This is a genomic window from Acidisoma sp. C75, assembly GCF_054665095.1.
This window is the reverse complement of the sequence record NZ_BAAFHD010000013.1, coordinates 16848-43020: the sequence shown is the minus strand read 5'-3', so window position 1 is coordinate 43020 and position 26173 is coordinate 16848. Positions and strand designations below refer to the sequence as shown.

Annotated in this window: 23 protein-coding genes; 14 read left to right on the top strand and 9 right to left on the bottom strand. The window is 68.6% G+C overall.

Going from position 1 to position 26173, the window contains the following annotated elements:
- Window positions 1-6: 6 nt before the first annotated feature.
- From ACYQ7X_RS16115 to ACYQ7X_RS16105, 3 genes are all read right to left on the bottom strand, one after another.
- A complete protein-coding gene (locus tag ACYQ7X_RS16115; RefSeq protein WP_459698091.1) occupies window positions 7-378 on the bottom strand; it encodes a response regulator in 372 nt (123 codons plus the stop codon).
- 43 nt (window positions 379-421) lie between these two features.
- Window positions 422-2476, bottom strand: coding sequence for an NAD(+) synthase (locus ACYQ7X_RS16110; RefSeq protein WP_459698090.1), 2055 nt, complete (start codon window positions 2474-2476; stop codon window positions 422-424).
- Between the two features lie 82 nt (window positions 2477-2558).
- Complete coding sequence (locus ACYQ7X_RS16105) at window positions 2559-3164, bottom strand: pyridoxamine 5'-phosphate oxidase family protein (protein WP_459698089.1); 606 nt, start codon at window positions 3162-3164, stop codon at window positions 2559-2561.
- A 265-nt stretch (window positions 3165-3429) separates the two neighbouring features.
- Here ACYQ7X_RS16105 and ACYQ7X_RS16100 point away from each other — a divergent pair, with 265 nt between their 5' ends.
- The 4 genes from ACYQ7X_RS16100 (at window position 3430) to ACYQ7X_RS16085 (ending at window position 6269) form a co-directional block, all read left to right on the top strand.
- Window positions 3430-3978 (top strand): gluconokinase, encoded by a 549-nt coding sequence (locus ACYQ7X_RS16100; RefSeq protein ID WP_459698088.1) that lies wholly within the window; start codon window positions 3430-3432, stop codon window positions 3976-3978.
- 46 nt (window positions 3979-4024) lie between these two features.
- Window positions 4025-4651: a bifunctional nicotinamidase/pyrazinamidase gene (gene pncA, locus ACYQ7X_RS16095; RefSeq protein ID WP_459698087.1), complete on the top strand. Its 627-nt coding sequence runs from the start codon at window positions 4025-4027 to the stop codon at window positions 4649-4651.
- A 147-nt stretch (window positions 4652-4798) separates the two neighbouring features.
- Window positions 4799-5836, top strand: coding sequence for a recombinase RecA (recA, locus tag ACYQ7X_RS16090; RefSeq protein ID WP_459698086.1), 1038 nt, complete (start codon window positions 4799-4801; stop codon window positions 5834-5836).
- Complete coding sequence (locus tag ACYQ7X_RS16085; RefSeq protein WP_459698085.1) at window positions 5820-6269, top strand: cytidine deaminase; 450 nt, start codon at window positions 5820-5822, stop codon at window positions 6267-6269. The genes recA and ACYQ7X_RS16085 overlap by 17 nt, the downstream gene beginning before the upstream one ends.
- Here the strand turns inward: ACYQ7X_RS16085 and ACYQ7X_RS16080 are convergent, their stop codons facing one another.
- Window positions 6270-8144 (bottom strand): ABC-F family ATP-binding cassette domain-containing protein, encoded by a 1875-nt coding sequence (locus ACYQ7X_RS16080; RefSeq protein WP_459698084.1) that lies wholly within the window; start codon window positions 8142-8144, stop codon window positions 6270-6272.
- 116 nt (window positions 8145-8260) lie between these two features.
- Here ACYQ7X_RS16080 and ndk point away from each other — a divergent pair, with 116 nt between their 5' ends.
- Window positions 8261-8683: a nucleoside-diphosphate kinase gene (ndk, locus tag ACYQ7X_RS16075; protein WP_459698083.1), complete on the top strand. Its 423-nt coding sequence runs from the start codon at window positions 8261-8263 to the stop codon at window positions 8681-8683.
- A 52-nt stretch (window positions 8684-8735) separates the two neighbouring features.
- Here the strand turns inward: ndk and purN are convergent, their stop codons facing one another.
- On the bottom strand, window positions 8736-9323 hold the full coding sequence (purN, locus tag ACYQ7X_RS16070) for a phosphoribosylglycinamide formyltransferase (RefSeq protein WP_459698082.1): 588 nt from the start codon (window positions 9321-9323) through the stop codon (window positions 8736-8738).
- Window positions 9323-10399, bottom strand: a complete 1077-nt coding sequence (purM, locus tag ACYQ7X_RS16065) for a phosphoribosylformylglycinamidine cyclo-ligase (RefSeq protein WP_459698081.1) — start codon at window positions 10397-10399, stop codon at window positions 9323-9325. Before purM ends, purN begins: the two co-directional genes overlap by 1 nt.
- Before the next feature lie 181 nt (window positions 10400-10580).
- On the opposite strand from purM, the gene ACYQ7X_RS16060 reads away from it, so the two are divergent.
- The 5 genes from ACYQ7X_RS16060 to ACYQ7X_RS16040 are packed head-to-tail and all read left to right on the top strand — an operon-like array spanning window position 10581 to window position 17662.
- Entirely contained in the window at window positions 10581-11684 is a 1104-nt protein-coding gene (locus ACYQ7X_RS16060) for an AI-2E family transporter (RefSeq protein ID WP_459698080.1), read from the top strand.
- A 9-nt stretch (window positions 11685-11693) separates the two neighbouring features.
- The gene (locus tag ACYQ7X_RS16055) at window positions 11694-12464 is read left to right on the top strand and encodes a P-loop NTPase family protein (protein WP_459698079.1); all 771 of its coding nucleotides are present in this window, start codon (window positions 11694-11696) and stop codon (window positions 12462-12464) included.
- Window positions 12465-12473: 9 nt separating this feature from the next.
- Window positions 12474-14729, top strand: coding sequence for an RNA degradosome polyphosphate kinase (locus tag ACYQ7X_RS16050; RefSeq protein ID WP_459698078.1), 2256 nt, complete (start codon window positions 12474-12476; stop codon window positions 14727-14729).
- A gap of 3 nt (window positions 14730-14732) precedes the next feature.
- Window positions 14733-16232 (top strand): Ppx/GppA phosphatase family protein, encoded by a 1500-nt coding sequence (locus ACYQ7X_RS16045; protein ID WP_459698145.1) that lies wholly within the window; start codon window positions 14733-14735, stop codon window positions 16230-16232.
- Between the two features lie 2 nt (window positions 16233-16234).
- A complete protein-coding gene (locus ACYQ7X_RS16040; protein WP_459698077.1) occupies window positions 16235-17662 on the top strand; it encodes an FAD-binding oxidoreductase in 1428 nt (475 codons plus the stop codon).
- A gap of 26 nt (window positions 17663-17688) precedes the next feature.
- Here the strand turns inward: ACYQ7X_RS16040 and ACYQ7X_RS16035 are convergent, their stop codons facing one another.
- On the bottom strand, window positions 17689-18939 hold the full coding sequence (locus ACYQ7X_RS16035; protein ID WP_459698076.1) for a D-alanyl-D-alanine carboxypeptidase family protein: 1251 nt from the start codon (window positions 18937-18939) through the stop codon (window positions 17689-17691).
- A gap of 259 nt (window positions 18940-19198) precedes the next feature.
- Here ACYQ7X_RS16035 and ACYQ7X_RS16030 point away from each other — a divergent pair, with 259 nt between their 5' ends.
- The 3 genes from ACYQ7X_RS16030 to clpA all read left to right on the top strand — a co-directional run bounded on the left by ACYQ7X_RS16030 (window position 19199) and on the right by clpA (window position 23001).
- Window positions 19199-19825: a phasin family protein gene (locus ACYQ7X_RS16030; protein WP_459698075.1), complete on the top strand. Its 627-nt coding sequence runs from the start codon at window positions 19199-19201 to the stop codon at window positions 19823-19825.
- Window positions 19826-20159: 334 nt separating this feature from the next.
- Window positions 20160-20498 (top strand): ATP-dependent Clp protease adapter ClpS, encoded by a 339-nt coding sequence (clpS, locus tag ACYQ7X_RS16025; protein WP_459698074.1) that lies wholly within the window; start codon window positions 20160-20162, stop codon window positions 20496-20498.
- A 172-nt stretch (window positions 20499-20670) separates the two neighbouring features.
- On the top strand, window positions 20671-23001 hold the full coding sequence (clpA, locus tag ACYQ7X_RS16020; RefSeq protein ID WP_459698073.1) for an ATP-dependent Clp protease ATP-binding subunit ClpA: 2331 nt from the start codon (window positions 20671-20673) through the stop codon (window positions 22999-23001).
- 107 nt (window positions 23002-23108) lie between these two features.
- Here clpA and ACYQ7X_RS16015 read toward each other — a convergent pair whose 3' ends face one another.
- Window positions 23109-23681 carry an HdeD family acid-resistance protein gene (locus ACYQ7X_RS16015; protein WP_459698072.1) on the bottom strand — a complete coding sequence of 191 codons (573 nt, stop codon included), beginning with the start codon at window positions 23679-23681 and terminating at the stop codon, window positions 23109-23111.
- 245 nt (window positions 23682-23926) lie between these two features.
- Between ACYQ7X_RS16015 and ACYQ7X_RS16010 the strand changes: the two genes are divergently transcribed.
- On the top strand, window positions 23927-25132 hold the full coding sequence (locus ACYQ7X_RS16010; protein WP_459698071.1) for an alpha/beta fold hydrolase: 1206 nt from the start codon (window positions 23927-23929) through the stop codon (window positions 25130-25132).
- A gap of 24 nt (window positions 25133-25156) precedes the next feature.
- Here ACYQ7X_RS16010 and ACYQ7X_RS16005 read toward each other — a convergent pair whose 3' ends face one another.
- A complete protein-coding gene (locus ACYQ7X_RS16005) occupies window positions 25157-26158 on the bottom strand; it encodes a Tim44 domain-containing protein (RefSeq protein WP_459698070.1) in 1002 nt (333 codons plus the stop codon).
- Window positions 26159-26173 lie beyond the last annotated feature (15 nt).

The window sequence follows — 26173 nt, the reverse complement described above, 5'->3', positions numbered from 1 at the left end:
CGCGCCTTAGCCCGGCACGAGGTCGAGCAGGACGCGTTCGAGATCGGTGGGGCGGAAGGGTTTCTTGAGGCAGGGGCGAGCCCGGAAGGTCGGGCTCAGCACCGTCTCGTCATAGCCGGTGCTGAAGACGAAGGGGCGGCCCAGCCGTGCCAGCGCCTCGGCTACCGGGTCGCTCTTCTGGCCGGAGACGTTGACGTCCAGAATGCCGATGTCGCACCCTTCCGGCTCGGCCTGCAGAAACGCGAGCGCTTCCGCGCAATGGCCGAAAGGCCCGACCATGCGGCAGCCGAATTCCGTCAGCACGTCTTCCAGCAGCATGGAGAGCAGTGCTTCATCTTCGAGCACGAGCACGCGCAGGCCGGTCAGCTTCGTCGTCATAGCCCCTTCGATCAGACTGCGCCGGCGCTGGCAAGAGGCCGCCTCACGCCGAATCGCCGTCAGGCACCCTGGTCTCCAATTCGTGTAGCCAGGCGCGGGCATTGCCGTCGGAAGGTGCCCGCCAGTCCCCCCGCGGGGAGAGGCTGCCGCCGGCCGAGACCTTCGGCCCGTTCGGCATGGCCGAGCGCTTGAACTGGCTGAAGGCGAAGAAGCGCTGCAGGAAGACGCGCATCCAGTGCTTGATCTCGGGCAGTTGGTATTGCTGCCGCCGTTCCTGCGGGAAGCCGGGCGGCCAGGCGCCGCGGCCGGCATCCTCCCAGGCCATCAGCGCGAGATAGGCGATCTTGGAGGGGCGGAAGCCGTAGCGGAGCACGTGGAACAGCGTGAAATCCTGCAGCGCGTAAGGCCCGATCTTCGCCTCCGTGCTCTGCGGCTTCTCGCCCGCCGCTGCCGGCACCAGTTCGGGGGAAATCTCGGTCGCCAGAATGCGGCCGAGCACCGCGCCGACTTCCTCGGAGAACTGGCCGGAGGCGATGACCCAGCGGATGAGATGCTGGATGAGGGTCTTCGGAATGCCGCCATTGACGTTGTAGTGGGACATCTGGTCCCCCACGCCATAGGTGCACCAGCCGAGCGCCAATTCCGACAGATCGCCGGTGCCGATGACGATCGCGCCCTGCTGGTTGGCCAGGCGGAAAAGATAGTCCGTGCGCAAGCCCGCCTGCACATTCTCGAAGGTGATGTCATAGACCGGCTCGCCCCGGCCAAAGGGGTGGCCCATGTCGCGCAGCATCTGGGTCGCGGCCGGGCGGATATCGAGTTCCGCCCATGTCACGCCGAGCGCCTGCATCAGCCGGATGGCGTTGGCGCGGGTCTCGTCCGAGGTCGCGAAGCCGGGCAGCGTATAGGCGAGGATATGGGAGCGCGGCAGGCCGAGCCGATCAGCCGCGCGGGCGGCGACGATCAGCGCATGCGTCGAATCGAGCCCGCCCGAGACGCCGATGACCATCTTCGGCAGGCCGATGCCGCGCAGCCGCTGGATGAGCCCGGCGATCTGGATGTTGTAGCCCTCGTAGCAATCCTGATCGAGCCGGCGGGGATCGGCCGGCACGAAGGGGAAGCGGGCGAGGGGGCGCTTCAGCCCGAGGTCCCGCCGCGGCGGCTCGAGCCGGAGGCCGATGCGCCGGAAATCATCCGCTACAAGCCCGATGGCGCGCCCGTTATCCTCGAAGCTGCCCATGCGGAGCCGCTCCTGGCGCAGCCGGTCGAGATCGATATCGGCGATCGCCCGCTGGGCGGCGAGGGGGAAACGCTCGGTCTCGGCCAGGGCTTCGCCGAGTTCGAAGATCGAGGCCTGGCCATCCCAGGCGACATCGGTGGTCGATTCCCCGGCACCGGCGGCTGCGTAGAGGTAGGCGGCGAGGCAGCGGGCGGATTGGCTCGCGGAGAGCTGGTCCCGCGTCTCCGCCTTGCCGATGGTGATATTGCTGGCGGAGAGGTTGGCGAGCACGGTGGCGCCCGCCAGCGCGCCATGGGCGGAGGGCGGCACCGGCACCCAGAGATCCTCGCAAATCTCGACATGCAGGACGAAGCCCGGCAGGTCCTCGGCTTCGAAGAGAAGGTCTGGCCCGAAGGGGATCTCCGTGCCGCCCAGGCGGATGGTGCAGCCCTCGGTACCGGCGCCCGAGGCGAAATGCCGCTTTTCGTAGAATTCGCGATAGTTCGGCAGGTAGGTCTTGGGCACCACGCCGAGGATTTTGCCGCGATGGATGACGGCCGCGCAGTTATAGAGCCGCGCGCCGTGGCGGATGGGCGCGCCCACCAGCAGGATGGGGGTGAGGTCGCGGCTCGCCTCGGCGATGCGGGCGAGCGCGCTCTGCACGCCATCCAGCACCACATCCTGCAGCAGCAGATCGTCGATGGCATAGGCCGAGACCGAGAGTTCCGGAAAGACGCAGAGCACGGCGCCCGCCGCGTGGCAGGCCCGGGCCTCGGCGATCAGCGCCTCGGCATTGGCGGCGGGGTCGGCCGGGCTGCTCGCGATGGTGCAGGCGGCGACGCGGGCGAAGCCGTGTTCGTAGAGGCTGCGGAATTCCATCCGCCTAGTCTAGCAGAGCTTGCGCGGCCGGTTAACCGGGCCGCCTTCTGCCCGCCATGCGCGGGCGCCTTCTGACGCACCCTTAGTAGAGCGTCTCGAGATTGCGCGCCGGCGCCGCCCGATCATAGGCCTGGGCGTCGATCTTGCCGCCCGAGGCGCTTTGCAGCATCTGGCCGAGCGTCGGCACTGGCCGGTCTCCGGGCCAGGCTTCGGTCTCCCACAGATGCGAGCGGAGGAACGCCTTCGGGCAATGGACATAGACGCTCTCGATCGTCACCAGGATGACGGTCTTGGGCAGCTTGCCGCCGACGGGGAAGCGGGCGAGCATCCCGGGCTCGGCCGAGATCGCGCCCCGGCCGTTGACGCGCAGCGTCTCCCCCACCCCCGGCACCATGAAGAGCACGGAAATGCGCGGATCGCGGATGATGTTGCGCAGATTGTCGATGCGGTTGTTGCCGGGCCGGTCGGGGATGGCGAGGGTCTGATCGTCCAGGATTTGCACGAAGCCGGGCGCGTCGCCTTTCGGCGAGCAGTCGAGCCCCTCGGGCCCGGCGGTCGCGATGACGACGAAAGGTGAGGCTTCCACGAAGGCGCGGTATTCGGGGCTGAGACTGTGCAGCTCCTTCTCGATCGAGCGCGGACTCGCCGGCCCGTAGAGCGCCTCCAACTCCGCGATCGTGGTGATCATGGCGTCAGCCTTTCCCCTGCTTGCGGCCCAGTATAGGCGGGATCATGCGTGAAGGGCAGCGCCCCGTCTCGGCGCCGGGTGCGACATCGAGCCCGATCCCCGCGTGGCCTGCCGCGCGCCGCCGGGGCGCGAGGCGATGGCCGAGCCAGCCGGGAGAGCCGGTGAGCCGGATGCGCATGACGCTTTTCTAGCGGTCTGCGGCGCCCCCTGTCACAGGGGGCAAAAATCACCTATTGCGGAAGGCAACCCGAGCGGAGCCGCGCCCTTGCCCGACAGCACGAAGTTTCCCTCCGTCACCGCCCTGATCTTCATGGGCGTCTCCGGCAGCGGCAAATCGACCATCGCGGCCGAGGTCGCGAAGCAACTCCGCTGGCCGATGATCGAGGGGGATGATCTGCATCCGCCGGCCAATATCGGCAAGATGACCGCCGGCATCCCGCTCACCGATGCCGATCGCAAGCCCTGGCTCGAAAGCATCGCCGCGCGGATCGAGGAGGCGCGGGCGCGCGGGGCGCACTGCGTCATCACCTGCTCGGCGCTCAAGCGCGCCTACCGCGCCATCCTGCGCGCCGGGCATGAGGATGTGCTGTTCGTCTTTCTCGACGGGAGTTACGATCTGCTGCTCGGCCGCATGCAGCACCGCAAGCGGCATTTCATGCCCGCCTCGCTGCTGCGCAGCCAGTTCGACGCGCTGGAGCCGCCGGGTGCGGATGAGGCGATCGCCGTCAGTATCGACCAGCCGGAAGAGGAGATCATGGCCGAGGTGATGGCCAAGCTCGCAGCGGTGCAGGCGGGCGATCATCCCGCGCCGTGATGGCGCGCACGGGCAAAGAAGGCGCGCGGAGGCGGAGGGCAGAAGCATGGGTGGCAGCGGCCGGGCGCTGATCGTGGTTGATCCGCAGAAGGATTTCCTGCCGGGCGGCGCGCTCGGCGTGCCGGGGGGCGATGGCATCATCCCCGCCGTCAACCGTCTCGCTGCCGCTTTCGAGACGGTGGTGCTGACGCAGGATTGGCATCCGCGCGGGCATTCCTCCTTCGCCTCCAGCCATCCCGGCCGGCAGGTTTACGAGCGTGTGGAAGCCTTCTACGGCCCGCAGGTGCTCTGGCCGGATCATTGCGTGATGGGCACCGAAGGCGCGGACTTCGCCCCCGGCCTCGCCATTCCCCATGCCAGCCTCATCCTGCGCAAGGGCCTGCACGCGGCGGTGGATAGCTACTCCGCCTTCCTCGAAGCCGATCGGCGGACCCGCACCGGCCTCGATGGCTGGCTCGCCAGCCGCGGCATCGGGGAGGTTGTCATCTGCGGCCTGGCCACCGATTTCTGTGTCGCCTGGACGGCGATCGATGCGCGGCGCTTCGGCCTCGCCGTCTCGGTCGTGGAGGATGCCTGCCGTGGGATCGATGTCGATGGCTCGCTCGCCGAGGCGCAGCGGAACATGGACAGTGCGGGGGTGAATATCGTAACGCTTATGCAACTGACGGGTTGAGGGCCGAAGGCGAGGGCAGGGGCAAGGGCAGGGAGCTTTCCTTGCTGGGGAGTTGCCAAATTGTTCCTATTCCCTCAGACTCACCGGTGAGTTTCGGCGCAGCGCCGAGTCGCGCGCGGCTGTTTTGCCGCCCTGAGAGGGATGATTATGGAAAAGACCAAGGCTCTGGACGCCGCTTTGCAGCAGATCGAGCGGGCCTTCGGCAAGGGTTCCGTGATGCGCATGGGCTCGCGCAGCTCGGACGAGCAGATCGAGATCATCCCCTCGGGCTCCATCGGGCTCGATCTCGCTTTGGGCATCGGCGGCATGCCGCGCGGGCGGATCATCGAAATCTACGGGCCGGAAAGCTCGGGCAAGACGACGCTCGCGCTGCACACCATCGCCGAGGCCCAGAAGCGCGGCGGCACCTGCGCCTTCATCGATGCCGAACACGCGCTCGATCCGGTCTATGCGCGCAAGCTCGGCGTCGATGTCGATAACCTCCTCATCAGCCAGCCCGATGCCGGGGAGCAGGCGCTCGAAATCGCCGATACGCTGGTGCGTTCCGGCGCGATCGACGTGCTGGTGGTCGATAGCGTGGCAGCCCTGGTGCCGCGGGCGGAGCTGGAAGGCGAGATGGGGGATAGCCATGTCGGCCTGCATGCCCGCCTCATGAGCCAGGCCCTGCGCAAGCTCACGGGCTCGGTCTCGCGCTCCAAGACGACCTTCATCTTCCTCAACCAGATCCGCCTCAAGATCGGCGTCATGTTCGGCAGCCCGGAGACGACGACGGGCGGCAATGCGCTGAAATTCTACGCCTCCATCCGCCTCGATATCCGCCGGATCGGGCAGATCAAGGAGAAGGAGGATGTCGTCGGCAATCAGACGCGGGTAAAGGTCGTCAAGAACAAGCTCGCACCCCCCTTCCGGCAGGTCGAGTTCGACATCATGTATGGCGAGGGCGTCAGCAAGATGGGCGAGCTGATCGATCTCGGCGTCAAGGCCGGGATCGTCGAGAAGTCCGGCTCCTGGTTCAGCTTCGACAATCAGCGCATCGGCCAGGGCCGCAACAATGCCAGGCAGTTCCTGCTCGATAACCCGGCGATCGCGGATGCCATCGAATTGAAGATTCGCGAGCAGTCGGGCATCGTGGTCAACGCCATGATGACCGACCCGACGGGAGACGAGCTTGAGGCTGCCGAATGAAACCGAACCGGGCGTCGCCGTCGAGGCGCTGACGGAGGCGGATGAAGCGCTCATCGAAGCGGCGCGGGAGACCATCGCCCGGCACTACAAGCCCTTCTGGCACATGGTCTCGGCCGCCATCCGCGGGCGGGACGGGCGGATCTGGACCGGCATCCATCTGGGTGCGACCGTCGGGCGGATGCAGATCTGCGCCGAGCCCATCGCCCTCGGCCGCGCCATTCTCGAAGGGGATGGCACGGTGGAAACCGCGGTCGCCATCCGCCACCCCAAGGCCGAGGAGGATGATCGTACGCTCGCCATCGTCTCGCCCTGCGGCGCCTGCCGGGAGATGCTGATGGACCATGCGCCGGAGGCGAAAGTCATCCTCCCCGGGCTCATCGCGCCGATCAAGCTGCCCATCCGCGCGCTGATGCCGCTGCCCTACCGGCGGTAGCTACCCCGCTTCTTCCAAGGCCGCCGAAGCTTCGAGCCAGGCTTCCTCCGCCGCCTGCAATTCCCGCGCAATGGCAGCGAGCTTCTGCTGCCCGCGGGTGATCTCGGCCGCACCGTATTTCTCGTAGAAGCCGGGATCGGCGAGGATGCCTTCGATGCGCGCGCGATCGGCTTCGAGCTTGGCGATCTTCTTCTCCGCCTCCTGTGCCGCACGCCGCAGGGGCGCGAGGGCGGCGCGCGCCTCGGCACGCTCCCGCCGGTCGTCCTGGCGTGTCGGCGCCGAAGCCTCCACCCGCGCCGGGCCGCTCGCCGCACCCGCGATCTTCTGCCGATACTCCTCCATGTCGCCGTCGAAGGGGCCGGCCGTGCCGTCCGCCACCAGCCACAGCCGGTCCGCCACCAACTCCACCAGATGCGGATCGTGGGTGATGAGCAACACCGCGCCCGTGTAATCGGCTAAAGCGCGGATCAGCGCCTCCTTGGCATCGATATCGAGATGGTTGGTCGGCTCGTCGAGGATCAGCAAATGCGGCGCATCGCGCGTCGCGAGCGAGAGCAGCAGCCGGCCCTTCTCGCCGCCCGATAGCTCGCCGACCTTCGTCTCCGCGCGGTCGGCATCAAGGCCGAAGCGGGCAAGCTGCGCGCGGACCTGGGCGGGCGTCGCCTTCGGCAGCGCCCGGGCCATGTGGTCGATCGGCGTCTCCGACAGCACCAGCGCCTCCGCCTGATCCTGCGCGAAGTAGCCCACTTTCAGCCCCGGCGCCCGCCGGCTCTCGCCGCTCAAGGGCGCGAGGGAGCCGGCGATGAGCTTGGCGAGCGTCGATTTGCCGTTGCCGTTGGCGCCGAGCAGCGCCACCCGATCGTCCGTATCGAGGCTGAGCGAGATGCCCCGCAGCACCGGCTTGCCGGCATAGCCGACGGCGACACGATCGAGGGTGAGGATCGGCGGGGCAAGCCGCGATGGCTCGGGGAAGGCGAAGCGCGTCGGCGCGTCTTCGACGACGGTCTCCACGGGAGGCAGCCGTTCCAGCGCCTTGAGCCGGCTTTGCGCCTGGCGGGCCTTGGTCGCTTTCGCGCGGAAGCGATCGACGAAGGCCTGGATGCGCGCCCGCTCCTCCGTGACCCGCTCGGCCATACGCTTCTGCTGGGCCGCGCGCTCGCCCCGGATACGCAGGAATTCGGCGAAGCCGCCGGGGTAGAGCGCGATCTTGCCGCGGTCGAGATGGGCGATGGCTTCGACAGAGCGATCGAGCAAGCCGCGATCATGCGAGACGATGAGCGCGGCGCCCGGGAAGCGGGCGAGCCAGGTTTCCAGCCAGAGGGAGGCTTCGAGGTCGAGATGGTTGGTCGGCTCGTCGAGCAGCAGGAGGTCGGGGTTGCCGAAAAGCGCGGAGGCGAGTGCCACGCGCATCCGCCAGCCGCCCGAAAGCGCGCTCATCGGCCCCTGCTGGCGTTCGAGCGAGAAGCCGAGCCCGCTCAGGATGGCGCCGGCGCGGGCCGGCGCGCTCTCCGCCTCGATCGTGCGCAGGCGCTCATGCACTTCGGCCAGGCGATGCGGATCGGTCTCCGGCGCTTCCGCCTCGGCGAGCAGGCTGGTGCGCTCGCGATCGGCGGCGAGCACGACCTCGATCGGCGTGATCGACCCGCCCGGCGCTTCCTGGGCAACGGCGCCCATCCTGGCCCGGACGGCGAGGCGGATCTCCCCGCCATCGGGCGTGAGATCACCACCGATCGCCCGCATCAGCGTCGATTTGCCAGTGCCGTTGCGGCCGACGAGGCCGATGCGCCGGCCGGGATCGACCGTGAGATCGGCATTCTCGAGCAGCGGCCGGCCCTTGATGGAGATGGAGAGATCGCGGATCGTGAGGAGGCTCATAGGGGCGGGATGTAGCGAGAATCGGCGGCGTTAGAAACCGTGTCGGCTTGCGGGGGATGGCCTGACCCTCTAAAGCCGCGCGCAGAGATCTTCACGTCGAGAGAAAGACCGGACCCATGGCTATCGAGCGCACTTTTTCCATCCTGAAGCCGGACGCGACCCGCCGCAACCTGACCGGCGCCATCAACGCGGTGTTCGAGAAGAACGGCCTCCGCATCGTCGCCCAGAAGCGGGTGCAGCTTTCCCGCGCCCAGGCCGAGGGTTTCTATGCGGTGCATAAGGAGCGGCCCTTCTTCAACGACCTCGTGACCTTCATGATCTCCGGCCCGGTCGTGCTGCAGGTGCTGGAAGGCGAGAACGCGGTTGCCCGCAACCGCGAGCTGATGGGCGCGACCAACCCCAAGAACGCGGAGCCGGGCACCATCCGCGCCGAGTTCGCCGAGAGCATCGAGGCGAATTCCGTGCATGGCTCGGACAGCGCCGAGAATGCGGCGATCGAGATCGCCTATTTCTTCGCCGGCACCGACATCGTCGGCTGAAAAAGGCCTCCGGTGTGAACCGGAAGGGCGGGGGCCAAGGCTCCCGCCTTTTTTATGACGCGAGCCCCGCGGCAAATGCCTTGAGTGCTGCCGGGTAGAGCTTGTGCTCCTCCGCCAGCACCCGTTCGGCGAGGTCTGCGGGCGTATCGCCCGGCATAACGGGGACGCGGGCCTGGGCCAGGATCGGGCCGGAATCGAGATCCTCCGTCACCAGATGCACCGTGCAGCCATGCTCGGCATCGCCCGCTTCGATCGCCCGCTCATGGGTATGCAGGCCCTTATGGGCGGGCAGCAGGCTCGGATGGATATTGAGCATCCGCCCCGCCCAGGCTGAGACCAGGAAGGGCGAGAGCAGCCGCATATAGCCCGCGAGGCAGACGATTTCGACGCCCGCGGCGCGCAGCGCGCCGTCGATCTCCGCCTCATGCGCCGCGCGGTCCCGTCCGAAGGGGCGGTGGTCGATCGCGCGCGTCGCGATCCCGTGCGCGGCGGCGCGGGCCAGCCCGCTCGCCTCCGGGTTGTTCGAGAGCACGAGCACGATCTCGGCCGGGTAGGCCGGCGCCTTCGCGGCGTCGATGAGGGCTTCCATGTTCGAGCCGCGCCCGCTGATGAGCAGGCCGACCCGGCGCCGTCGCACCATCACAGCGGCCAGCCCGCGGGCAGGGCGATCTCGGTGCGCGGCGCGCCCGCCGCCGCTTCGACGGCGCCGATCGGAAACACCGTCTCGCCCTCGGCTTCCAGCAGCGCCTGTGCCTCGGCCGCATCCCCGTCCGCAACAATCACCGCCATGCCGATGCCGCAGTTGAAGACGCGCAGCATCTCCTCGGCCGCGATGCCACCTGCGCGCGCGAGCCAGGGGAAGACGGGCGGCAGGCGCCAGCTTGCGGCGTCGAGCCGGGCGAGCGTGCCATCGGGCAGCGCGCGCGGCAGGTTGCCGGGCAGGCCGCCGCCGGTGATGTGGGCGGCCGCCTTGAGCAGGCCGCGCCGGTGCAGCGCGAGCAGCGAGCGTACGTAGAGCTTCGTCGGCGCCATCAGGCTCTCGGCGAGGCTCTGGCCCGGGGCGAAGGGCGAGGGGCCGGCCATATCGGCGCCTGCCAGCTCCACCACACGGCGGACGAGGGAGAAGCCGTTGGAATGCACGCCGCTGCTGGCGAGGCCGAGCACCACATCCCCCGGCGCCACATCGCGCGGCAGCAGCGCATCCCGCTCGGCCGCACCCACCGTGAAGCCTGCGAGATCGTAATCCCCGGCCTTGTACATGCCCGGCATCTCGGCGGTCTCGCCGCCCACCAGGGCGCAGCCCGAAAGGCGGCAACCCTCGGCGATGCCGGCGATGACGCGCCGCGCCTGCGCGACGTCGAGCCCGCCGGTCGCGAAATAGTCGAGGAAGAAGAGCGGCTCCGCCCCCTGCACCACGAGATCGTTGACGCACATGGCGACGAGATCGATGCCGACCGTATCATGCAGCCCGCAATCGATCGCGATCTTGAGCTTGGTGCCGACGCCATCGGTGGAGGAGATCAGCACCGGATCCCGGAAGCCGGCGGCCTTGAGATCGAAGAGCGCGCCGAAGCCGCCGAGCGAGCCCATCACGCCAGGGCGCGCCGTGGCGCGGGCAAGCGGCTTGATGGCATCGACAAGCGCGTCGCCCGCGTCGATATCGACGCCGGCTTCGGCATAGGTCGCGCCTTGGGGGGTGTCAGCCGCTCTGGTCATCAGGGCCCTCGATGCGCTAGGCGTTGGTCCGGGCAGCGGCCACATTTGGTGGCTTCAGGCGCCGGGCAATGCGGGAAGATCGTTTGGCAAGGCGCGGAAACAATCACAGGGCGCGTCGTGGCGCAACCGGGGGCTGGGGCGCAAGCGCTGGTCGGCCGCGCCCTGCCATGAGCGCGCGGGCATGATGCCAGGGCCGCGGCCGGCCGGCCGGTCGAGCCGGGGCCAGAGGATCGCGCTGATCCTTGGCCTCTTCGCGGCCTTCCTGGTCTTCCTCTACCTCTTTTCCTCGATCCTGCTGCCCTTCGTGGTGGCGAGCGGCATCGCCTATTTCCTCGATCCGGTGGCGCTGCGGCTCACCCGTTTCGGCGTGCCGCGCTGGGCGGCGGCGCTGCTCCTCGTCATCGGGCTCGCCGCCGGCGTCGCCGCCTTCGCCTTTCTTCTGTATCCGATCATGCTCTCCCAGATCGGCCTGCTGCTCGCCCGGGTGCCGGAATACGTCGTCAAGGTGCAGGCCTGGGCGAATGGCACGCTCTCCCATCTGCAACAGCATCTCGGCGCCGATTTCGTCGATACCAAGCTGCGGGAGATCGTGGCGAGCCATGCCGGCGCGATGATCCCCTATGCGGTGGGGGCGCTGAGCCGGGTGCTCGGCAGCGGCTTCGCCATCGTCAATGCCATCACGCTGCTCGTCGTCACCCCCATCGCCGCCTTCTACCTGCTGCGGGACTGGCCGCGCCTGGTGGCGCTGATCGACCGCATCCTGCCGCGCCGCTATGCCGGCATCATCCGCGCCCAGGTGCATGAGGTGGATCGCATCCTCTCCGCCTGGCTGCGCGGGCAGCTGCTCTGCTGCCTCATCCTCGGCGCCTTCTACGCGATCGGACTGACAGTGGTCGGGCTTGATCTCGGCCTCATCGTCGGGCTGATGGCGGGCGCGCTCTCCTTCATCCCCTATGTCGGGTTGATCACTGGCTTCTTCACCTCGGTCGGCCTTGCCATCGCGCAATTCCCGACCTGGGCCGGGGTCTTCTGGGTCATCGCCGTCTTCATGCTCGGCCAGGTGCTGGAAAGCTACGTCATCTATCCCCGCCTGCTCGGCAACCGGGTCGGGCTGCACGACGTGCTGGTGATCTTCGCGCTGCTCGCCGGCGGGGCGGCCTTCGGCTTTCTCGGCGTCCTGCTCGCCGTGCCGGTCACGGCCGCGCTCGGCGTCCTCGCCCGCTTCTGGCTCCGCCGCTACCTGCAAAGCCCGCTCTATCTCGACCCGCCGCCGGGTGACGAATAGATTGCGCCGATGAGCGCCGACGCCCCCGAGCCCATCCGGCAACTGGCCCTGCCTTTCGCGCATGTCCCGCGCTTTCGGGTGGAGGATTTCATCGCCGCCCCCTCCAACGAGGAGGCGCGTGCCTGGCTCGGCCGGGTGCCGGGCTGGCCTGCCGGGCGGCTCGCACTCTACGGCGAGGCCGGCTGCGGCAAGACGCATCTGCTGCAGCTCTGGGCCGAGCGGCATGGCGCGCTGCTCATCGCCGGGGCGGCGCTCCGCCGTCTGCCGGAACTCGCCGGCACCCCGGCGATCGCCCTCGACGATGCCGATACGGTGCCGGACGAGACGGCGCTCCTGCATCTCATCAACCTCGCGGGCGAGATGCGCCGCCCGCTGCTGCTGGCCGGGCGGCAGGCGCCGGCGCGCTTCCGCGTGGCGCTGCCCGATCTTGCGAGCCGGCTGCGCGCCATGACGGCGGTGGGGCTGCGCCCGGCGGAGGAGCCGCTCCTGCGCGCGCTCTTCGCCCGCCTGCTCTCGGACCGGCAGCTCATCCTTGCCGAAAGCCTGCAGGAATGGCTGCTCGCCCGCCTGCCGCGCCACCCGGCGGCGCTGCGGGAAGCGGCCGCCCGGCTCGACCGGCAGGCGCTGGCCGCGGGCGGGCGCATCACACGTGCGATGGCGGCCGATCTCGTCGCCCGTCTGGCCGGTGACGGCGCAGAGGAAACCGCCGCCCAACCGGCGGATGACGTTTCCGATAAGCCCGTGCGCGCCGCCTCCCCAAGCGAAGAGATTCTCCTCTAGGATGGCCGGATGACAGCCGCAGATGTGATCCCCGCCGCAGCATCCTCCGCCCTCGCTTCGCCCGCGCCGGAGCCCGCGAAGAGCCACCGCGCGCCGGCGTCCACCGCCGGGGCCAGCGCCGAACAGCCGGCGATCGGCCCTGATTCGACTCAGCGCTTTAGCAACCGGGAACTCTCCTGGCTCGATTTCAACCATCGCGTCGTCGAAGAGGCGGAAAACCGCCACCACCCCCTGCTGGAACGGCTGCGCTTCATCTCGATCAGCGCCTCCAACCTCGACGAGTTCTATTCCGTGCGCGTCGCCGGCCTCGTCGGCCAGGCCAAGGCGGGCGTCGTCACCACATCGCCCGATGGGCTGACGCCGGCGCAGCAACTCGCCCAGATCAATACCCGTGCCCGGCGGCTCCTCGCCGATCAGCAGCATGCCTGGACCCGCGTGCGGGCCGAGCTTGCCGCCGCCGGCCTCGTCGTCGCCGATATCGACACGCTCTCCCCGGCCGATCGGGAATGGCTCGACGCCTATTTCATGGACCGCATCTTCCCGGTGCTGACGCCGCTTGCGATCGACCCGGCGCATCCCTTCCCCTTCATCCCCAATATGGGGCTGGTGGTGGCACTGCTCCTGGTCTCGAACCATGACCGGCACGTCATGCGCGCCCTCATCCCGCTGCCGAGCCAGGTGGAGCGCTTCATCCGCCTGCCGGGCGAGGCCGGGGCGCCGATCCGCTTCGTGATGCTGGAAGACGTGGTGGGGCTGTTCCTCGAACATCTCTTCCCCGGCTATGCGCGGGAGGCGCAGGGCCTCTTTCGCGTCATCCGCGATACCGATGTCGAGTTCGAGGATGAGGCGGCCGATCTCGTGCTCTCCTACGAAACCGCGCTCAAGCGCCGCCGCCGCGGGGTGGCGATCAACCTCGCGCTCCAGGCCTCGATGCCGGAGGAGCTGAAGCAGATCGTGCGCGATGCGGTCGCCGCCCCGCCGGAGGAGGTTTTCGAGGAGGCGGGCATCCTCGGCGTCGTCGATCTCAAGCAGCTCATCGTGGACGATAGGCCGGACCTGCTCTTCACCCCCTATACGCCGCGCTTCCCCGAGCGCATCCGCGATTTCGGCGGGGATTGCTTCGCCGCCATCCGCGCCAAGGACATCATCGTCCACCATCCTTTCGAGAGCTTCGACGTGGTGGTGCAGTTCCTCCGCCAGGCGGCGCAGGACCCGGCGGTGGTCGCGATCAAGCAGACGCTCTACCGCACGAGCAAGGACAGCCCGATCGTCAAGACGCTGATCGAGGCGGCGGAGGCGGGCAAATCCGTCACCGCCATGGTGGAACTGCGCGCCCGCTTCGACGAGGAGGCCAATATCCGCCTCTCCCGCGCGCTGGAAGCGGCCGGCGTGCAGGTCGTCTTCGGCTTCACCGAGCTCAAGACCCACGCCAAGCTCTCGCTCGTCGTCCGCCGCGAGGGATCGGGCGTGCGCTCCTACGCGCATTTCGGCACCGGCAACTATCACCCGATCACGGCGCGGATCTACACCGACCTCAGCTTCTTCACCTGCGATCCGGAACTCACCCGCGATGCCGCGCGGCTGTTCAACTTCATGACGGGCTATGCCAAGCCCGAGAAGATGGATGCGATCGCCTATAGCCCGCTCACCACCCGCAAGCGGATCACCCATCTGATCGAGGACGAGATCAAGGCGGCGCAGGAAGGCCGCCCCTCCGGCATCTGGCTGAAGGTCAATGCGCTCGTGGACGAGACGATGATCGACCTGCTCTACAAGGCCTCCCGCGCCGGGGTGCCGGTGAAATGCGTGGTGCGCGGCATCTGCTGCCTGCGGCCCGGAATCCCTGGGCTTTCCGAGAATATCCGGGTGAAGTCGATCGTCGGGCGGTTTCTCGAACATGCCCGCATCGTCGCCTTCGGCAATGGCCATGCCCTGCCGAGCCGGCATGCCAAGGTCTATATTTCGAGCGCCGACTGGATGGCGCGCAACCTCGACATGCGGGTCGAGACCTTCGTGCCGATCCGCAACCCGACGGTGCATGCCCAGGTGCTGGACCAGATCATGGTCGTCGATCTCAAGGACAATCTGCAATCCTGGGAACTCGGCGCCGATGGCAGCTGGCGGCGCGTCACCGCCGGGCGCAAGCCGATCTCGGCGCATAACTACTTCATGACCAACCCGTCGCTGTCGGGCAGGGGCTCGGCCTTGCACGGGCCGGCGCTTTTGCAGCACATCGGCCGCAAATCCCATGCAACGAAGGACTGACCGCTGACCTTACCCCGCTGCGCTGTCGTTGATCTGGGCTCGAATTCGGTCCGGCTCGTCGTATTCGAAGGAGAGTCGCGCAATCCGGTCGCCATCTTCAACGAGAAGGCGGTGCTGCGGCTCGGCCGCGGCCTGCAGCAGACCGGGCGGCTGAACGAGGAGGGCGTCGCCCAGGCGCTCACCGTCATGCGGCGCTACCATGAGGTGGCGCGCGCCATGGGGGCGGACCCCTTCGAGGTGCTGGCGACCGCGGCGGTGCGGGATTCGGAGAATGGCGCCGAATTTGTGGAAGGGCTCAAGGCGCGCATGCCGGGGGTGCCGATCCGCATCCTCTCCGGCCATGAGGAGGCGGCATTCTCCGCCGCCGGTGTGCTCTGCGGCATTCCCCAGGCCGAGGGCATCCTGCTCGATATCGGCGGCGGCTCGCTCGAAGCGGTGCGGCTCATCGGCGGCCAGGCGATCCGCAGCGAGACCATGCCGCTCGGCGTCATCCGTCTGGCTGACCGGGCGGGGGGCGATCTGCTGCGGGCGCGGGTGATCGTGGAGGAGGATACCGCGCGCATCCCCTGGCTCGCCGAGGCGGCGGGGCAGGATCTCTACCTCGTCGGCGGCGCCTTCCGCGCGCTCGCCCGTATCCACATGGCGCAGACGAGCTACCCGCTCAACATGCTCCACCACTATACGATCGAGCGGGACGAGGCGCGGGATCTCGCGGGCGTGGTGGCGGGTGCCAGCCGCCGCGCGCTGGAGCGGCTCCCCGGCCTGCCGCGCCGGCGGATCGAGGATCTGCCCTTCGCCGCCGTCGTGCTGCGGCGGCTGTTGCGCATCACGGGGGCGAGCCGCGTCGTCTTCAGCGCCAACGGCCTGCGCGAAGGCTGGCTCATGCACATCATGCCCCCCGCCGTGCGCGCGGCCGAGCCGATCACCGCCGCCGCGCGGGACATGGCGCTCGCCATGAGCCGCGATCCCTCCCTGCCGCCCGGCCTCATCGAATGGACCGCCGGGCTCAACCCGCGCGAGACGGCGAGCCAGCGGCTCCTGCGCGAGGCCGCCTGCTGGCTTTCGGACGTGGCGAGCCACGACCATCCGGAATATCGCGCCGAGCAGGGGTTTCTGCGCGTGCTGCGCCAGCCCGGCACCGGGATGGACCATCATACCCGCGCCTTCCTGGCGCTGACCATCGCCATGCGCTACGAGGCCGAGCCGGATGCTCCCTACCTCGCCCCGGCGCGCATGCTGCTCGACATGTATTCCGTCCAGCGGGCCGAGACCCTTGGCGCGGCCCTGCAGCTTGCCTACACCCTCTCGGGCGGCACGCCGCGGCTGCTCTCCCAGGCATCGCTGACCGTCTCGGGCGAGCGGCTGGTGCTGGATCTCGAAGAGAATTCGGGCGTCTTCGCGGGCGAAAGCGTCATCCGCCGGCTGGCGCGCCTCGCCGGCTCCCTCGGCCTCGAACCCTATACCGGCGCGACACGCCTCGTGCCGGGCGTGAGCCCGGGCTGAGGATGGCCGCGGCCCTCATCCCGGCGCTCGAAGCCCTGCTCGGCGCCGATGCGGTGCTCACCGATGCGGCGGAGATGGCGGGCTATGCGGCGGATTGGCGGCGGCTCTACCAGGGCCGCCCGCGCGCCGTCATCCGCCCGCGGGAGACAGCGGCCCTCGCCGAGGCGATCCGGCTTTGCGCCGCGGCGGGGGTGCCGGTGGTGCCCCAGGGCGGCAATACCTCGATGGTCGGTGGCGCGACGCCGGGGCCCGAGGGCGAGGCGATCGTCGTCAGCCTGGAGCGGATGCGGGCGCTGCGGGCGATCGACCCGGTCGAGATGACGATGACGGTCGAAGCCGGCGTCACCCTCGCCGCCGCCCAAGGGATGGCGGCCGAGGCGGGGCTGCTGCTGCCGCTCTCGATCAGTTCGGAAGGCAGCGCGCAGATCGGCGGCGTGCTCGCGACCAACGCCGGCGGCAACAACACGCTCCGCTTCGGCAATGCGCGGGAGATGGTGCTCGGCGTCGAGGTGGTGCTGGCCGATGGCCGCGTCTGGCACGGGCTGCGGCGGCTGCACAAGGACAATACCGGCTACGCGTTGCGCCAACTCTTCGTGGGCTCCGAGGGCACGCTCGGCATCATCACCGCCGCCGTGCTGCGGTTGCAGCCCGGCGTCTCGGCGCGGGTCGGCGCCTTCTGCGCGCTGCCGGCGGTGGGCTCGGCGCTCGCCCTCCTCGGCCGGCTGCGGCAGCGGGATGCCGCGGCCCTGCACGCCTTCGAATATATGAGCGCGGAATCGCTCGGCCTCGTGCTCCGCCACATCCCGGGCGCCAGCCTGCCGGTGGAGGCTGCCCCGCACTACATCCTGCTCGATTGCGCGGGCGGCGGCGGGGAGGAGGCGCGGCGCGGCTTCGAGGCGATGCTGGAAGAGGTGCTCGGCGCGGCGCTCGACCAGGGGGAGATCAGCGATGCCGCGCTCTCCCAGAACGAGGCGCAGCGCCTCTCCTTCTGGCGGCTGCGGGAGGAGCATGCGGAAGCGCAGAAGCGGGCCGGCCTCTCCGTCAAGAACGATGTCTCGGTCGCGGTCGGAGATCTGCCGGCCTTCCTCGAAGAGGCGGCGGAGGCGGCGCGCGCGGCCCTGCCGGGGGTCATCGTCGCGCCCTTCGGCCATCTCGGCGACGGCAATATCCATTTCAACCTGGTGCAGCCGGAGGGCATGGCGGCGGCGCGCTTCGAGGCGGCGGCCGGCGCGCTGATGGAGGCCGTCAACGCCGTGGTGCGCCGCCATGCGGGCAGCTTCTCGGCCGAGCATGGCGTCGGGCGGCTCAAGACCCCGCTGATGGCCAGCTGGCGCGGCGGCGTGGAGCTTGACCTCATGCGCCGGATCAAGGCGGCGCTCGATCCCGCCGGGCTGTTCAACCCGGGCGTGCTCTTCCCCCCCGAGGCGTAGCGAGCGGGCGCGGGTGCCGCTCGCCCTTAACGCTGCGCCATCTCGCGCCCGTTACGGAAGGCGCCTGGCGTCATCGGATAGCAGGTGCGGCCGTAATGGTTCATCGCCGTGCAGGTGCTGCGCGCGCGATCCTCGCTGACATTGGTGACATAGGCGTGCCACAGCACGCGCCGCGCCTTGGTATGGATCATCGCGAGATGGGCGACGCCGCCATCGGCCTTGCGCCGCGCGATGCGGAGCGCGAGGTAGGCGGCGGATTTTTCCTGATAGGTGCCGAGATCGAGGTTCCAGTTGGCGATGCCGCCCGTGGCTCCTGCCGCCGCCTCGCGGGCATGGAGCGCGGCCGGATCGGTCGCCGGGATCACCGGGGCCTGCGGATGCGCCTGGGCCTGGCGCGCGGCGGCTGCGGCATCCGCCAGAGCAAGGGCGGAGCCGCCGCCGAATTCCTGGGCGAAGCCGTTGTTCAGCATCGCCGTCATGTCCCGGTCGCGCGTCAGGTTGGAGGGTGCCGCCATCACTACGCCGATCAGCCGCACCCCGTCGCGCACCGCGCTCGTCACCAGGTTATGGCCGGCGGCATTGGTGTAGCCGGTCTTCATGCCATCCGCGCCGGGATAGGATTTCAGCAGATAGTCGTGGTTGCGGATGATCATGCCGTGGAAATCGAAGCTCGGCGTCGAGAAGTAGTGGTAGTCCTCCGGGAAATCGACGATCAGGCGGCGGGCGAGGATCGCCACGTCATGCGCCGTCGTCACCTGCGCCGGGTCCGGCAGGCCGGAGGCGTTCCGGAAAACGGTATGCGTCATGCCGAGCGTATGGGCCTTCAGCGTCATCAGCGCGCCGAAGCGCGTATCATCGCCGCCGGCGAGGAATTCCCCGGCAACCGTCGCCGCGTCGTTGGCGGAGAGCGTCACCATGCCGAGGATCGCTTCCTGCACCGTCAGCCGCGAGCCGGGGGCGAGGCCGAGCTTCACCGGCTCGACGCGGGACGCATGGACCGAGACGGGCATCATCTGGTTGAGGGTGATGCGATGATCGCGCAGCGCCTCGAACAGGAGATAGAGCGTCATCAGCTTGGTGAGGCTCGCCGGAAAGCGCGGATCATTGGCGTGCAGCGCATAGAGGATCTTGCCGGTCTTGGCGTCCATCACGATCTCGGCGGTGGGCGGCAGGGCGGCGTCACTCGGCTTCGGGGCGAGGAGGCCGACGAGCAGCGTGCACAGCGCCGCCACGACGAGGCCGAGATGCGTGCCTGAGCGCTTCCGCGTAACGTTCATGGAGAGTTCCTGCCGCTGAGACCGGGCGCCGCCACCAATCAGCGCCCCGCCATGCTTTGACGCAAGTTAGTGGTGATTGCAATCACTTAGACGCCAGCTCTCAGATTTTGCACGATGCACCCGCGCCGCCGCGCCGGAAAACCCCGGAAAAGGTCGTTGTGCACCGCACAAAAAGACTTGAATTGCGGCAGGAGGTGGCGCTAAAAGCATCATGCTGCATCGCAACAGAGAGCGGTCGTGACAGGCTGAGGTCGCCGCGATGGGGCCTGAAGCGAAACTGTCTTATCCGAGCGAAGGAGTGAGAAGCATGGCGAGAGCGCGAACGGTGATCAGCCGCGAGATGGCTACGGCAGTGGATGCCGGCCAGACGGTGGCCGAAGCGGCAGAGGCCGCGATGACGAAGGTGGCTGAGGAGGTTGCGGCGGAAGCCGAGACCTTGGCGACCGAGATGGCTGAGACGACGAAATCCCGGATGGCGGCGGCATCGCATGCGCTGGCCCAGCCGGGCGTGACTTTCAAAGAAGGGATGACCAAAACCATGAAGACTGCTGAAGAAGTTGTGGCCTTCGGCCAGGGTAACGTCGAAGCGCTGATCAAGTCCGGCCAGATCTGGTCCACCGGCCTGCAGGATCTTTCCAAGCAGATGGCCTCCTCGATGCAGGCTTCCTATGAAGAGGCGCTGGCCGCCTTCAAGGCGATGACGACCGTGAAGTCGCTCAAGGAAGCGGTGGATCTGCAGGTCGGCTTCACCCGCTCGGCGATCGAGAAGAGCATGGCCGAGTCGAGCAAGTACACCGATGCCTCCTTCAAGCTGGCCGAGCAGGCGATCGCGCCGATCTCGAGCCGCATGACGATGGCGGTCGAGAAGTTCACGAAGTCCGCCTAAATCCTCGGCGGTCCGGCTCAGCCGGGCCCTGACGGAACGCGAAGGGGTCCGGGCCGCAAGGCTCGGGCCCTTTGCCATGAAAGCGGCCCCCGTCGGGCGGGGGCCTGTGCGGCTCGGTTGCCAGCCGTGTGCGCGCCGCATCGCATGCTTGGCCTGCCCGCAGGTCGCTTCACAAGACCTTGCCGCCATCCAATCTTGTCTTTGCCGCAAAGGCCGCATGCTCTTATTGTTCGCGTGAACCAGCTCCGGCGGCGGATCGGCCAATCTGGCGATTTCGGCGGTGCCCTTCACGGCAGTAAGGTTCTTTTCACTAGGAAGGATACACGGTAGCGCGATGAGCGACAGCGATAGGCGCAATGGCGGCCGCGATGGAACGGGGACGGGCACCGGGGTCGTCGTCAAGAGCCGGACCAAGACGCGCAAGCCGGCGATGTACAAAGTTCTGATGCTGAACGACGATTACACGCCGATGGAATTCGTCGTGCATGTGCTGGAGCGCTTCTTTCAGAAGACGCGCGATGAGGCGACGCGCATCATGCTGCACGTCCATCGCCGGGGCGTCGGCGTTTGTGGTGTCTTCACCTATGAGGTGGCCGAGACCAAGGTCACGCAGGTGATGGACCTCGCCCGCCAGAACCAGCATCCTCTTCAGTGCACCATCGAAAAAGAGTAACCCTGAGCAAAAGTTAATGCTCCGGCGCGCGAACATGGTGCAGGATACCGCTTCGGCTGCTTGGCTAGGCGTGCAACGCTAAACCGACGCAGAGGAAGAGCATTGGCTGGTGCCGGAAGGGCCGCCGAACAAGCGGCAAGCCACCAGCTTCGAGTAAGATAGGAGCGTCGGCATGTTGTCCCGTAACCTTGAGCAGACTCTCCACCGCGCCCTTTCGCTGGCGAGCGAGCGCAAACATGAATACGCAACCCTGGAGCATCTGCTTCTCGGCCTGACCGAGGATACCGATGCGGCCACCGTTCTGCGCGCCTGCGGCGTCGATCTCGACAAGCTGCGCGGCGATCTCACCGAATTTCTCGACAAGGATCTCGCGGGCCTGGCGACAGACCGGCCGGGCGACCCGAAGCCGACCGCCGGTTTCCAGCGCGTCGTGCAGCGGGCGGCGATCCATGTGCAATCCTCCGGCCGGGACGAGGTGACGGGGGCCAATGTCCTCGTGGCACTCTTCAGCGAGCGGGAGAGCCATGCCGTCTATTTCCTGCAGCTGCAGGATATGACGCGCCTGGACGCGGTGAATTTCATCAGCCACGGCATCGCCAAATCTCCCGGCAAGGCGGCGCCGCGGCCGGAGAAGGCCTCCGCCGAGGCGCCGGACCCCGAGGAGAAGCCGAGCCGCCGCAGCCAGGATGCGCTCTCCACCTATTGCGTCAACCTCAACAAGAAGGCGCAGGGCGGCAAGGTCGATCCGCTGATCGGGCGGGAGACCGAGATCGAGCGGACCATCCAGATCCTCTGCCGCCGCACCAAGAACAACCCGCTCTATGTCGGCGATCCCGGTGTCGGCAAGACCGCGATCGCCGAGGGGCTGGCCAAGCGCATCGTCGAAGGCGACGTGCCCGAGGTGCTGACGAAATCGACGATCTATTCCCTCGACATGGGCGCGCTGCTCGCCGGCACCCGCTATCGCGGCGATTTCGAGGAGCGGCTGAAGGCCGTCGTCACCGAGCTCGAAGCCCAACCCGGCGCCGTGCTCTTCATCGACGAGATCCATACCGTGATCGGCGCGGGGGCGACGAGCGGGGGCGCCATGGATGCCTCCAACCTCCTGAAACCCGCGCTTGCCGCCGGCACGCTGCGCTGCATCGGCAGCACGACCTATAAGGAGTTCCGCAACTACTTCGAGAAGGACCGCGCGCTGGTGCGGCGCTTCCAGAAGATCGACGTGCCGGAACCCTCGACCGAGGATGCGGTGCGCATCCTGCGCGGCCTCAAGACCGTGTACGAGAAGCACCACAAGGTCCGCTACACGGATGAGGCGATCCGCGCCGCGGTCGATCTCTCGGCCAAATACATCCACGACCGCAAGCTGCCCGACAAGGCGATCGACGTGATCGACGAGGTGGGCGCGAGCCGCATGCTGCTGCCCGAGCATAAGCGCCGCAAGACGGTGACCCTCAAGGATGTCGAGGAGATCGTCGCCAAGATCGCGCGCATTCCGCCCAAATCCGTCTCCGCGGATGACAAGGAGACGCTGCGCCATATCGAGCGTGATCTGCGCTCCATGGTCTTCGGCCAGGATCAGGCGATCGACGCGCTGTCCGCCGCGATCAAGCTCTCCCGCGCTGGCCTGCGCGATCCGGAGAAGCCGATCGGCAACTACCTCTTCTCGGGGCCCACGGGCGTCGGCAAGACCGAGGTCGCCCGCCAGCTGGCGAGCGTGCTCGGGATCGAGCTCATCCGCTTCGACATGAGCGAGTATATGGAGCGGCATTCCGTCTCGCGCCTCATCGGCGCGCCGCCGGGCTATGTCGGCTTCGATCAGGGCGGCATGCTGACCGACAGTATCGACCAGCATCCCCATTGCGTGCTGCTGCTGGACGAGATCGAGAAAGCGCATCCCGATCTCTTCAATATCCTGCTGCAGGTGATGGATCACGGGAAGCTCACCGACCATAACGGCAAGACGGTCGATTTCCGTAACGTCATCCTGATCATGACGACGAATGCCGGGGCGGCCGACATGGCCAAGGCCGCGATCGGCTTCGGCCGGGAAGCGCGGGTGGGCGAGGATGAGGATGCGGTCAAGCGCATGTTCACCCCCGAATTCCGCAACCGCCTCGATGCCGTCATCCCCTTCGCGGCGCTGAGCCAGGAGGTGGTCGCCCGCGTCGTCGAGAAGTTCGTCATGCAGCTCGAAGCCCAGCTCGCGGACCGCAACGTGACGATCGAACTCTCCTCCGCCGCCAAGGAGTGGCTGGCCGAGCGCGGCTACGACAAGCTCTATGGCGCGCGGCCGCTGGCCCGGGTGATCCAGGAGACGATCAAGAAGCCGCTGGCCGAGGAGCTGCTCTTCGGCAAGCTCGCCAAGGGCGGCTCGGTGAAGGTCGGGCTGAAGGAAGGCAAGCTCGATTTCGAGATCACCGAGGCGCCGCTCGTCGCCGCCGCCCGCCCGGGCAGCGAGGAAGGCGGTACCGAGCGGGAAGAGCCGGAGGAAGTCGAGTAAGCGCGGCCCCGCGCGCGGGGCGGGCTTCGGCCGGCGCCGATGCAAAAGCGGCCTTCCCCCCGGGGAGGGCCGCTTTTTTCATGGGCGGCCGGGCTCCGCGCGCAAGCTCAGCTCTGGTGCAGTTTCTTGAGCGCGAAGCCGAACTGGATCCAGGCGATGCCGAAGAACACCAGCTCGATCGCGATCAGCGTGCCGAGCACCCAGAGGCTCGACCAGGGCAGGCTCTCATAGAGGAGCCCGCCGACGATGATGCTGACGATGCCCGAGAGGATGACGAGCCAGAGGCCCGGCATGTGCCGGTGCGTCGCCGCCAGCACCAGCCGGGTCACGCCGCTCACCATCAGCAGCACGGCGATGACGAGGGTGATGATGAGCGAGCCGCGCAGCGGTTCGGCCATCAGCAGAAAGCCGCCCAGGATGTAGAGCGCGCCGAGGATGAGATAGAGCAGGAAGCCGCCCCAGCCGCGCACGGCATAGGCATGCACCATCTGGAAGATACCGCCCACCACCAGCAGGGCGCCGATGATGAAGACGCCGGCGAGGCTCGCCGCCGTCACGTCGATCCAGCAGAGCAGGCCGACCACGATCTGCACCGCGCCGAGCGCCACGAACCAGCCCCAGCGATGGCTGGGCACGGATTTGGGGTCGGGAATCTGGGGGGAAAGTCCGAAGCCGGACATCGCGCATCTCCTTTTACAAGCGTAAGGAAGAGCTTATGCCAGCCCGTGCCCATGGGCGCCATGCGCGGCCGCATGACGCTTCGGCCGGCAGGGCGGCCAGTCCCGCCCCGGCCGTGATCGCGCCCCGCCCATTCGATCCTCTGGCGATCGAGTGTATCGCAAGCCGGGTGGATTATACCGCAGCGCCCAAGCGTCTATCTCCCGTTCCGCCCCACCCTCGGATTCAAAGCGATAGGAGACGCGCCATGAAGATTGCGGCAAACGGCATCACCCTGCATGCCTCGGATGAGGGGGCCGGCCCGCTCGCCCTCGTCTTTCTGCATTACTGGGGCGGCACGGCGCGCAGCTGGCAGCCAGTCATCGCCGCGCTGCCGGCGGATCTGCGCAAGATCGCGCTCGACGCGCGGGGCTGGGGCGGATCGGATCGTCCGGCCACCGGCTATGATATGGCGACCATGGCCGATGACGTGGCGGCGGCGATCGGCGCCCTCGGCCTCTCCCGCTATGTCCTGATCGGCCATTCCATGGGCGGCAAGGTCGCCCAGCTCCTCGCCTCCCGCCAACCTCAGGGCCTTGCCGGCCTCATCCTCGTCGCGCCCTCGCCGGCGCAAGGCAAGAGCCTCGCCCCGGAGGAGCGGGAGGCGATGGCGGCAGCCTATGCCGAGCCGGAGGCGGCGGGCTGGACGGTCGATACCATCCTCTGCGCCCGGCCCCTCCCGCCGGCGCTGCGGGCGGAGGTCATCGCCGGCAGCCTCGCCGGCGCCGCGGCGGCCAAGCACGCCTGGCCGCAGGCCGGGATCGGCGAGGATGTCAGCGCCGATCTCGCCCGGATCGCGGTGCCGGTGCTCGTCATCGGTGGCGAGAAGGATCAGGTGGATCAGGTCGAGATGCTGCGCGCCCGGGTGCTGCCCGTGCTGCCCACCGCCCGGCTCAGCATCGTGCCGGATGCCGGCCACCTGCTGCCGCTGGAAGCGCCGGCCGAGCTGGCCGCGCAGATCCAAGGCTTCGTGGCGGGGCTCGCGGAAGTGCCGCGTCCGTCTGCCATGCAGCAGGCCACCGGGCCGGCCGCGATGCGGCCGGAGGATCTGCCGCCGCTCTTCGACGCGGCGTTCAACGCCGGCGACCTCGATGCCGTCCTGGCGCTCTTTCATCCGGCGGCGACGATGCGGATGACGGACGGCACCCTCGTCACCGGTGGTGGAGAGGCGCTCCGCGCGGCGCTCGGCGGCTTGCTCGCGCTCAAGCCGCGCTTGCAGAACCACGTCCGCCGCGTGCTCGTCAGCGAAGATCAGGCGCTGATCCTCGCCGAGTGGCAGATCGTGATGCCGGGGCCAGGGGAGGCGAGCACGGCGCGCGGCGTGGCGACCCAGGTGGCCGGGCGTGGCGCGGATGGCGCCTGGCGCCTCCGGATCGCCAATCCCTTGGGCGTCAGCGAGACGCCGCTCGGCTGAGGCCGGCCGCGCCCGGCCTTGCGGTCAATTGACCTGCTGGATGGCGGAGAGCACCCAATGGCTGCCGGGCCGGCGGGTGAAGGTCCAAACCTCGCTGACCAGCGCCCGCAGGTCCGGACTGCCGTCCACCACCCGGTTGGCGGCATCCACTGTCACGTCGATCAACGAGAAGCGCATGGCGACGGTCGCGAAATCGGCGCCCGCCTCGCTCCAGGCTTCGGAAAGCTCCATCGCCTCGATCTGCACGCCCGAGACGCGGTTGCGCAGCCCCTGGCGGGCGAGGTTCGCCGCCTGCTCGGCGAAATAGCGGGTGAGTTCCGGTGTCGCGACCTGGGCGATAGCCTTGAGATCCCCCGCCCCCCAGGCGTCCTGCACATAGATCAGGCATTGGGCGAAGGCCTGGCGGTCGGCCGCGGTCAGCTGCAGCGGCGTGATGCGCGGGCCGCCCGGGTTCGGCCCATGGGCGAAGCCGCCGAGGCCGGTGGCGGCGCTGCCCGCGCCACCGCTCGCCGCGGCGTCCGGCATGCGCAGGCTGGCGGGCCCGCCAGCATTGGCCCGGGGCGGCGGCGGGGCGCCCGGCATCGCGGGCCGGCCGATCCCCCGCCCGCCGCCGGTGAAAAGCCGCACCAGCCAGCGCACCACCAGCAGAATGAGCAGGATCTGCAGCAGGAGCCCGATGATCGAGCCGAAGCCCATGCCGAAGCGGAACAGCCCGCCGCCGAAGAACAGGCCGAAGAGGCCGGCGCCGAGAAAGCCGCCGAGCAGCCCGGTCGCAAAGGGGCGACGGTTGAAGAAGCCGCCGGCGCCGGCAGCACCCGGCGCGCGGCCGATCGCTGTGTTCGGCACCTGCGTCCGCTCCAGCGGGGCGATCGCCGGGGCGATCCTGGTCTGCCGCGGCGCGCTGAAGGTGCGGCTGCCGCGGCTGCCCATGGAATGGCCGCCGCCGGCCCGCGCATCGGCCGGCTGCGGGGCAAGCAGGGACAGAAGCGGCAGAAGGGCTGCCGCCAGGATTAGAAACCGGCGCATGACGCAGGCACGCTC

Bases quoted from the DNA above. Each gene is read 5' to 3' on its own strand.
- ACYQ7X_RS16115 (WP_459698091.1), bottom strand. From the start codon at position 378: ATGACGACGAAGCTGACCGGCCTGCGCGTGCTCGTGCTCGAAGATGAA.
- ACYQ7X_RS16110 (WP_459698090.1), bottom strand. From the start codon at position 2,476: ATGGAATTCCGCAGCCTCTACGAACACGGCTTCGCCCGCGTCGCCGCC.
- ACYQ7X_RS16105 (WP_459698089.1), bottom strand. From the start codon at position 3,164: ATGATCACCACGATCGCGGAGTTGGAGGCGCTCTACGGGCCGGCGAGT.
- pncA (WP_459698087.1), top strand. From the start codon at position 4,025: ATGGGTGGCAGCGGCCGGGCGCTGATCGTGGTTGATCCGCAGAAGGAT.
- recA (WP_459698086.1), top strand. From the start codon at position 4,799: ATGGAAAAGACCAAGGCTCTGGACGCCGCTTTGCAGCAGATCGAGCGG.
- ACYQ7X_RS16080 (WP_459698084.1), bottom strand. From the start codon at position 8,144: ATGAGCCTCCTCACGATCCGCGATCTCTCCATCTCCATCAAGGGCCGG.
- ndk (WP_459698083.1), top strand. From the start codon at position 8,261: ATGGCTATCGAGCGCACTTTTTCCATCCTGAAGCCGGACGCGACCCGC.
- purN (WP_459698082.1), bottom strand. From the start codon at position 9,323: ATGGTGCGACGGCGCCGGGTCGGCCTGCTCATCAGCGGGCGCGGCTCG.
- purM (WP_459698081.1), bottom strand. From the start codon at position 10,399: ATGACCAGAGCGGCTGACACCCCCCAAGGCGCGACCTATGCCGAAGCC.
- ACYQ7X_RS16060 (WP_459698080.1), top strand. From the start codon at position 10,581: ATGATGCCAGGGCCGCGGCCGGCCGGCCGGTCGAGCCGGGGCCAGAGG.
- ACYQ7X_RS16055 (WP_459698079.1), top strand. From the start codon at position 11,694: ATGAGCGCCGACGCCCCCGAGCCCATCCGGCAACTGGCCCTGCCTTTC.
- ACYQ7X_RS16050 (WP_459698078.1), top strand. From the start codon at position 12,474: ATGACAGCCGCAGATGTGATCCCCGCCGCAGCATCCTCCGCCCTCGCT.
- ACYQ7X_RS16040 (WP_459698077.1), top strand. From the start codon at position 16,235: ATGGCCGCGGCCCTCATCCCGGCGCTCGAAGCCCTGCTCGGCGCCGAT.
- ACYQ7X_RS16035 (WP_459698076.1), bottom strand. From the start codon at position 18,939: ATGAACGTTACGCGGAAGCGCTCAGGCACGCATCTCGGCCTCGTCGTG.
- ACYQ7X_RS16030 (WP_459698075.1), top strand. From the start codon at position 19,199: ATGGGGCCTGAAGCGAAACTGTCTTATCCGAGCGAAGGAGTGAGAAGC.
- clpS (WP_459698074.1), top strand. From the start codon at position 20,160: ATGAGCGACAGCGATAGGCGCAATGGCGGCCGCGATGGAACGGGGACG.
- clpA (WP_459698073.1), top strand. From the start codon at position 20,671: ATGTTGTCCCGTAACCTTGAGCAGACTCTCCACCGCGCCCTTTCGCTG.
- ACYQ7X_RS16015 (WP_459698072.1), bottom strand. From the start codon at position 23,681: ATGTCCGGCTTCGGACTTTCCCCCCAGATTCCCGACCCCAAATCCGTG.
- ACYQ7X_RS16010 (WP_459698071.1), top strand. From the start codon at position 23,927: ATGAAGATTGCGGCAAACGGCATCACCCTGCATGCCTCGGATGAGGGG.
- ACYQ7X_RS16005 (WP_459698070.1), bottom strand. From the start codon at position 26,158: ATGCGCCGGTTTCTAATCCTGGCGGCAGCCCTTCTGCCGCTTCTGTCC.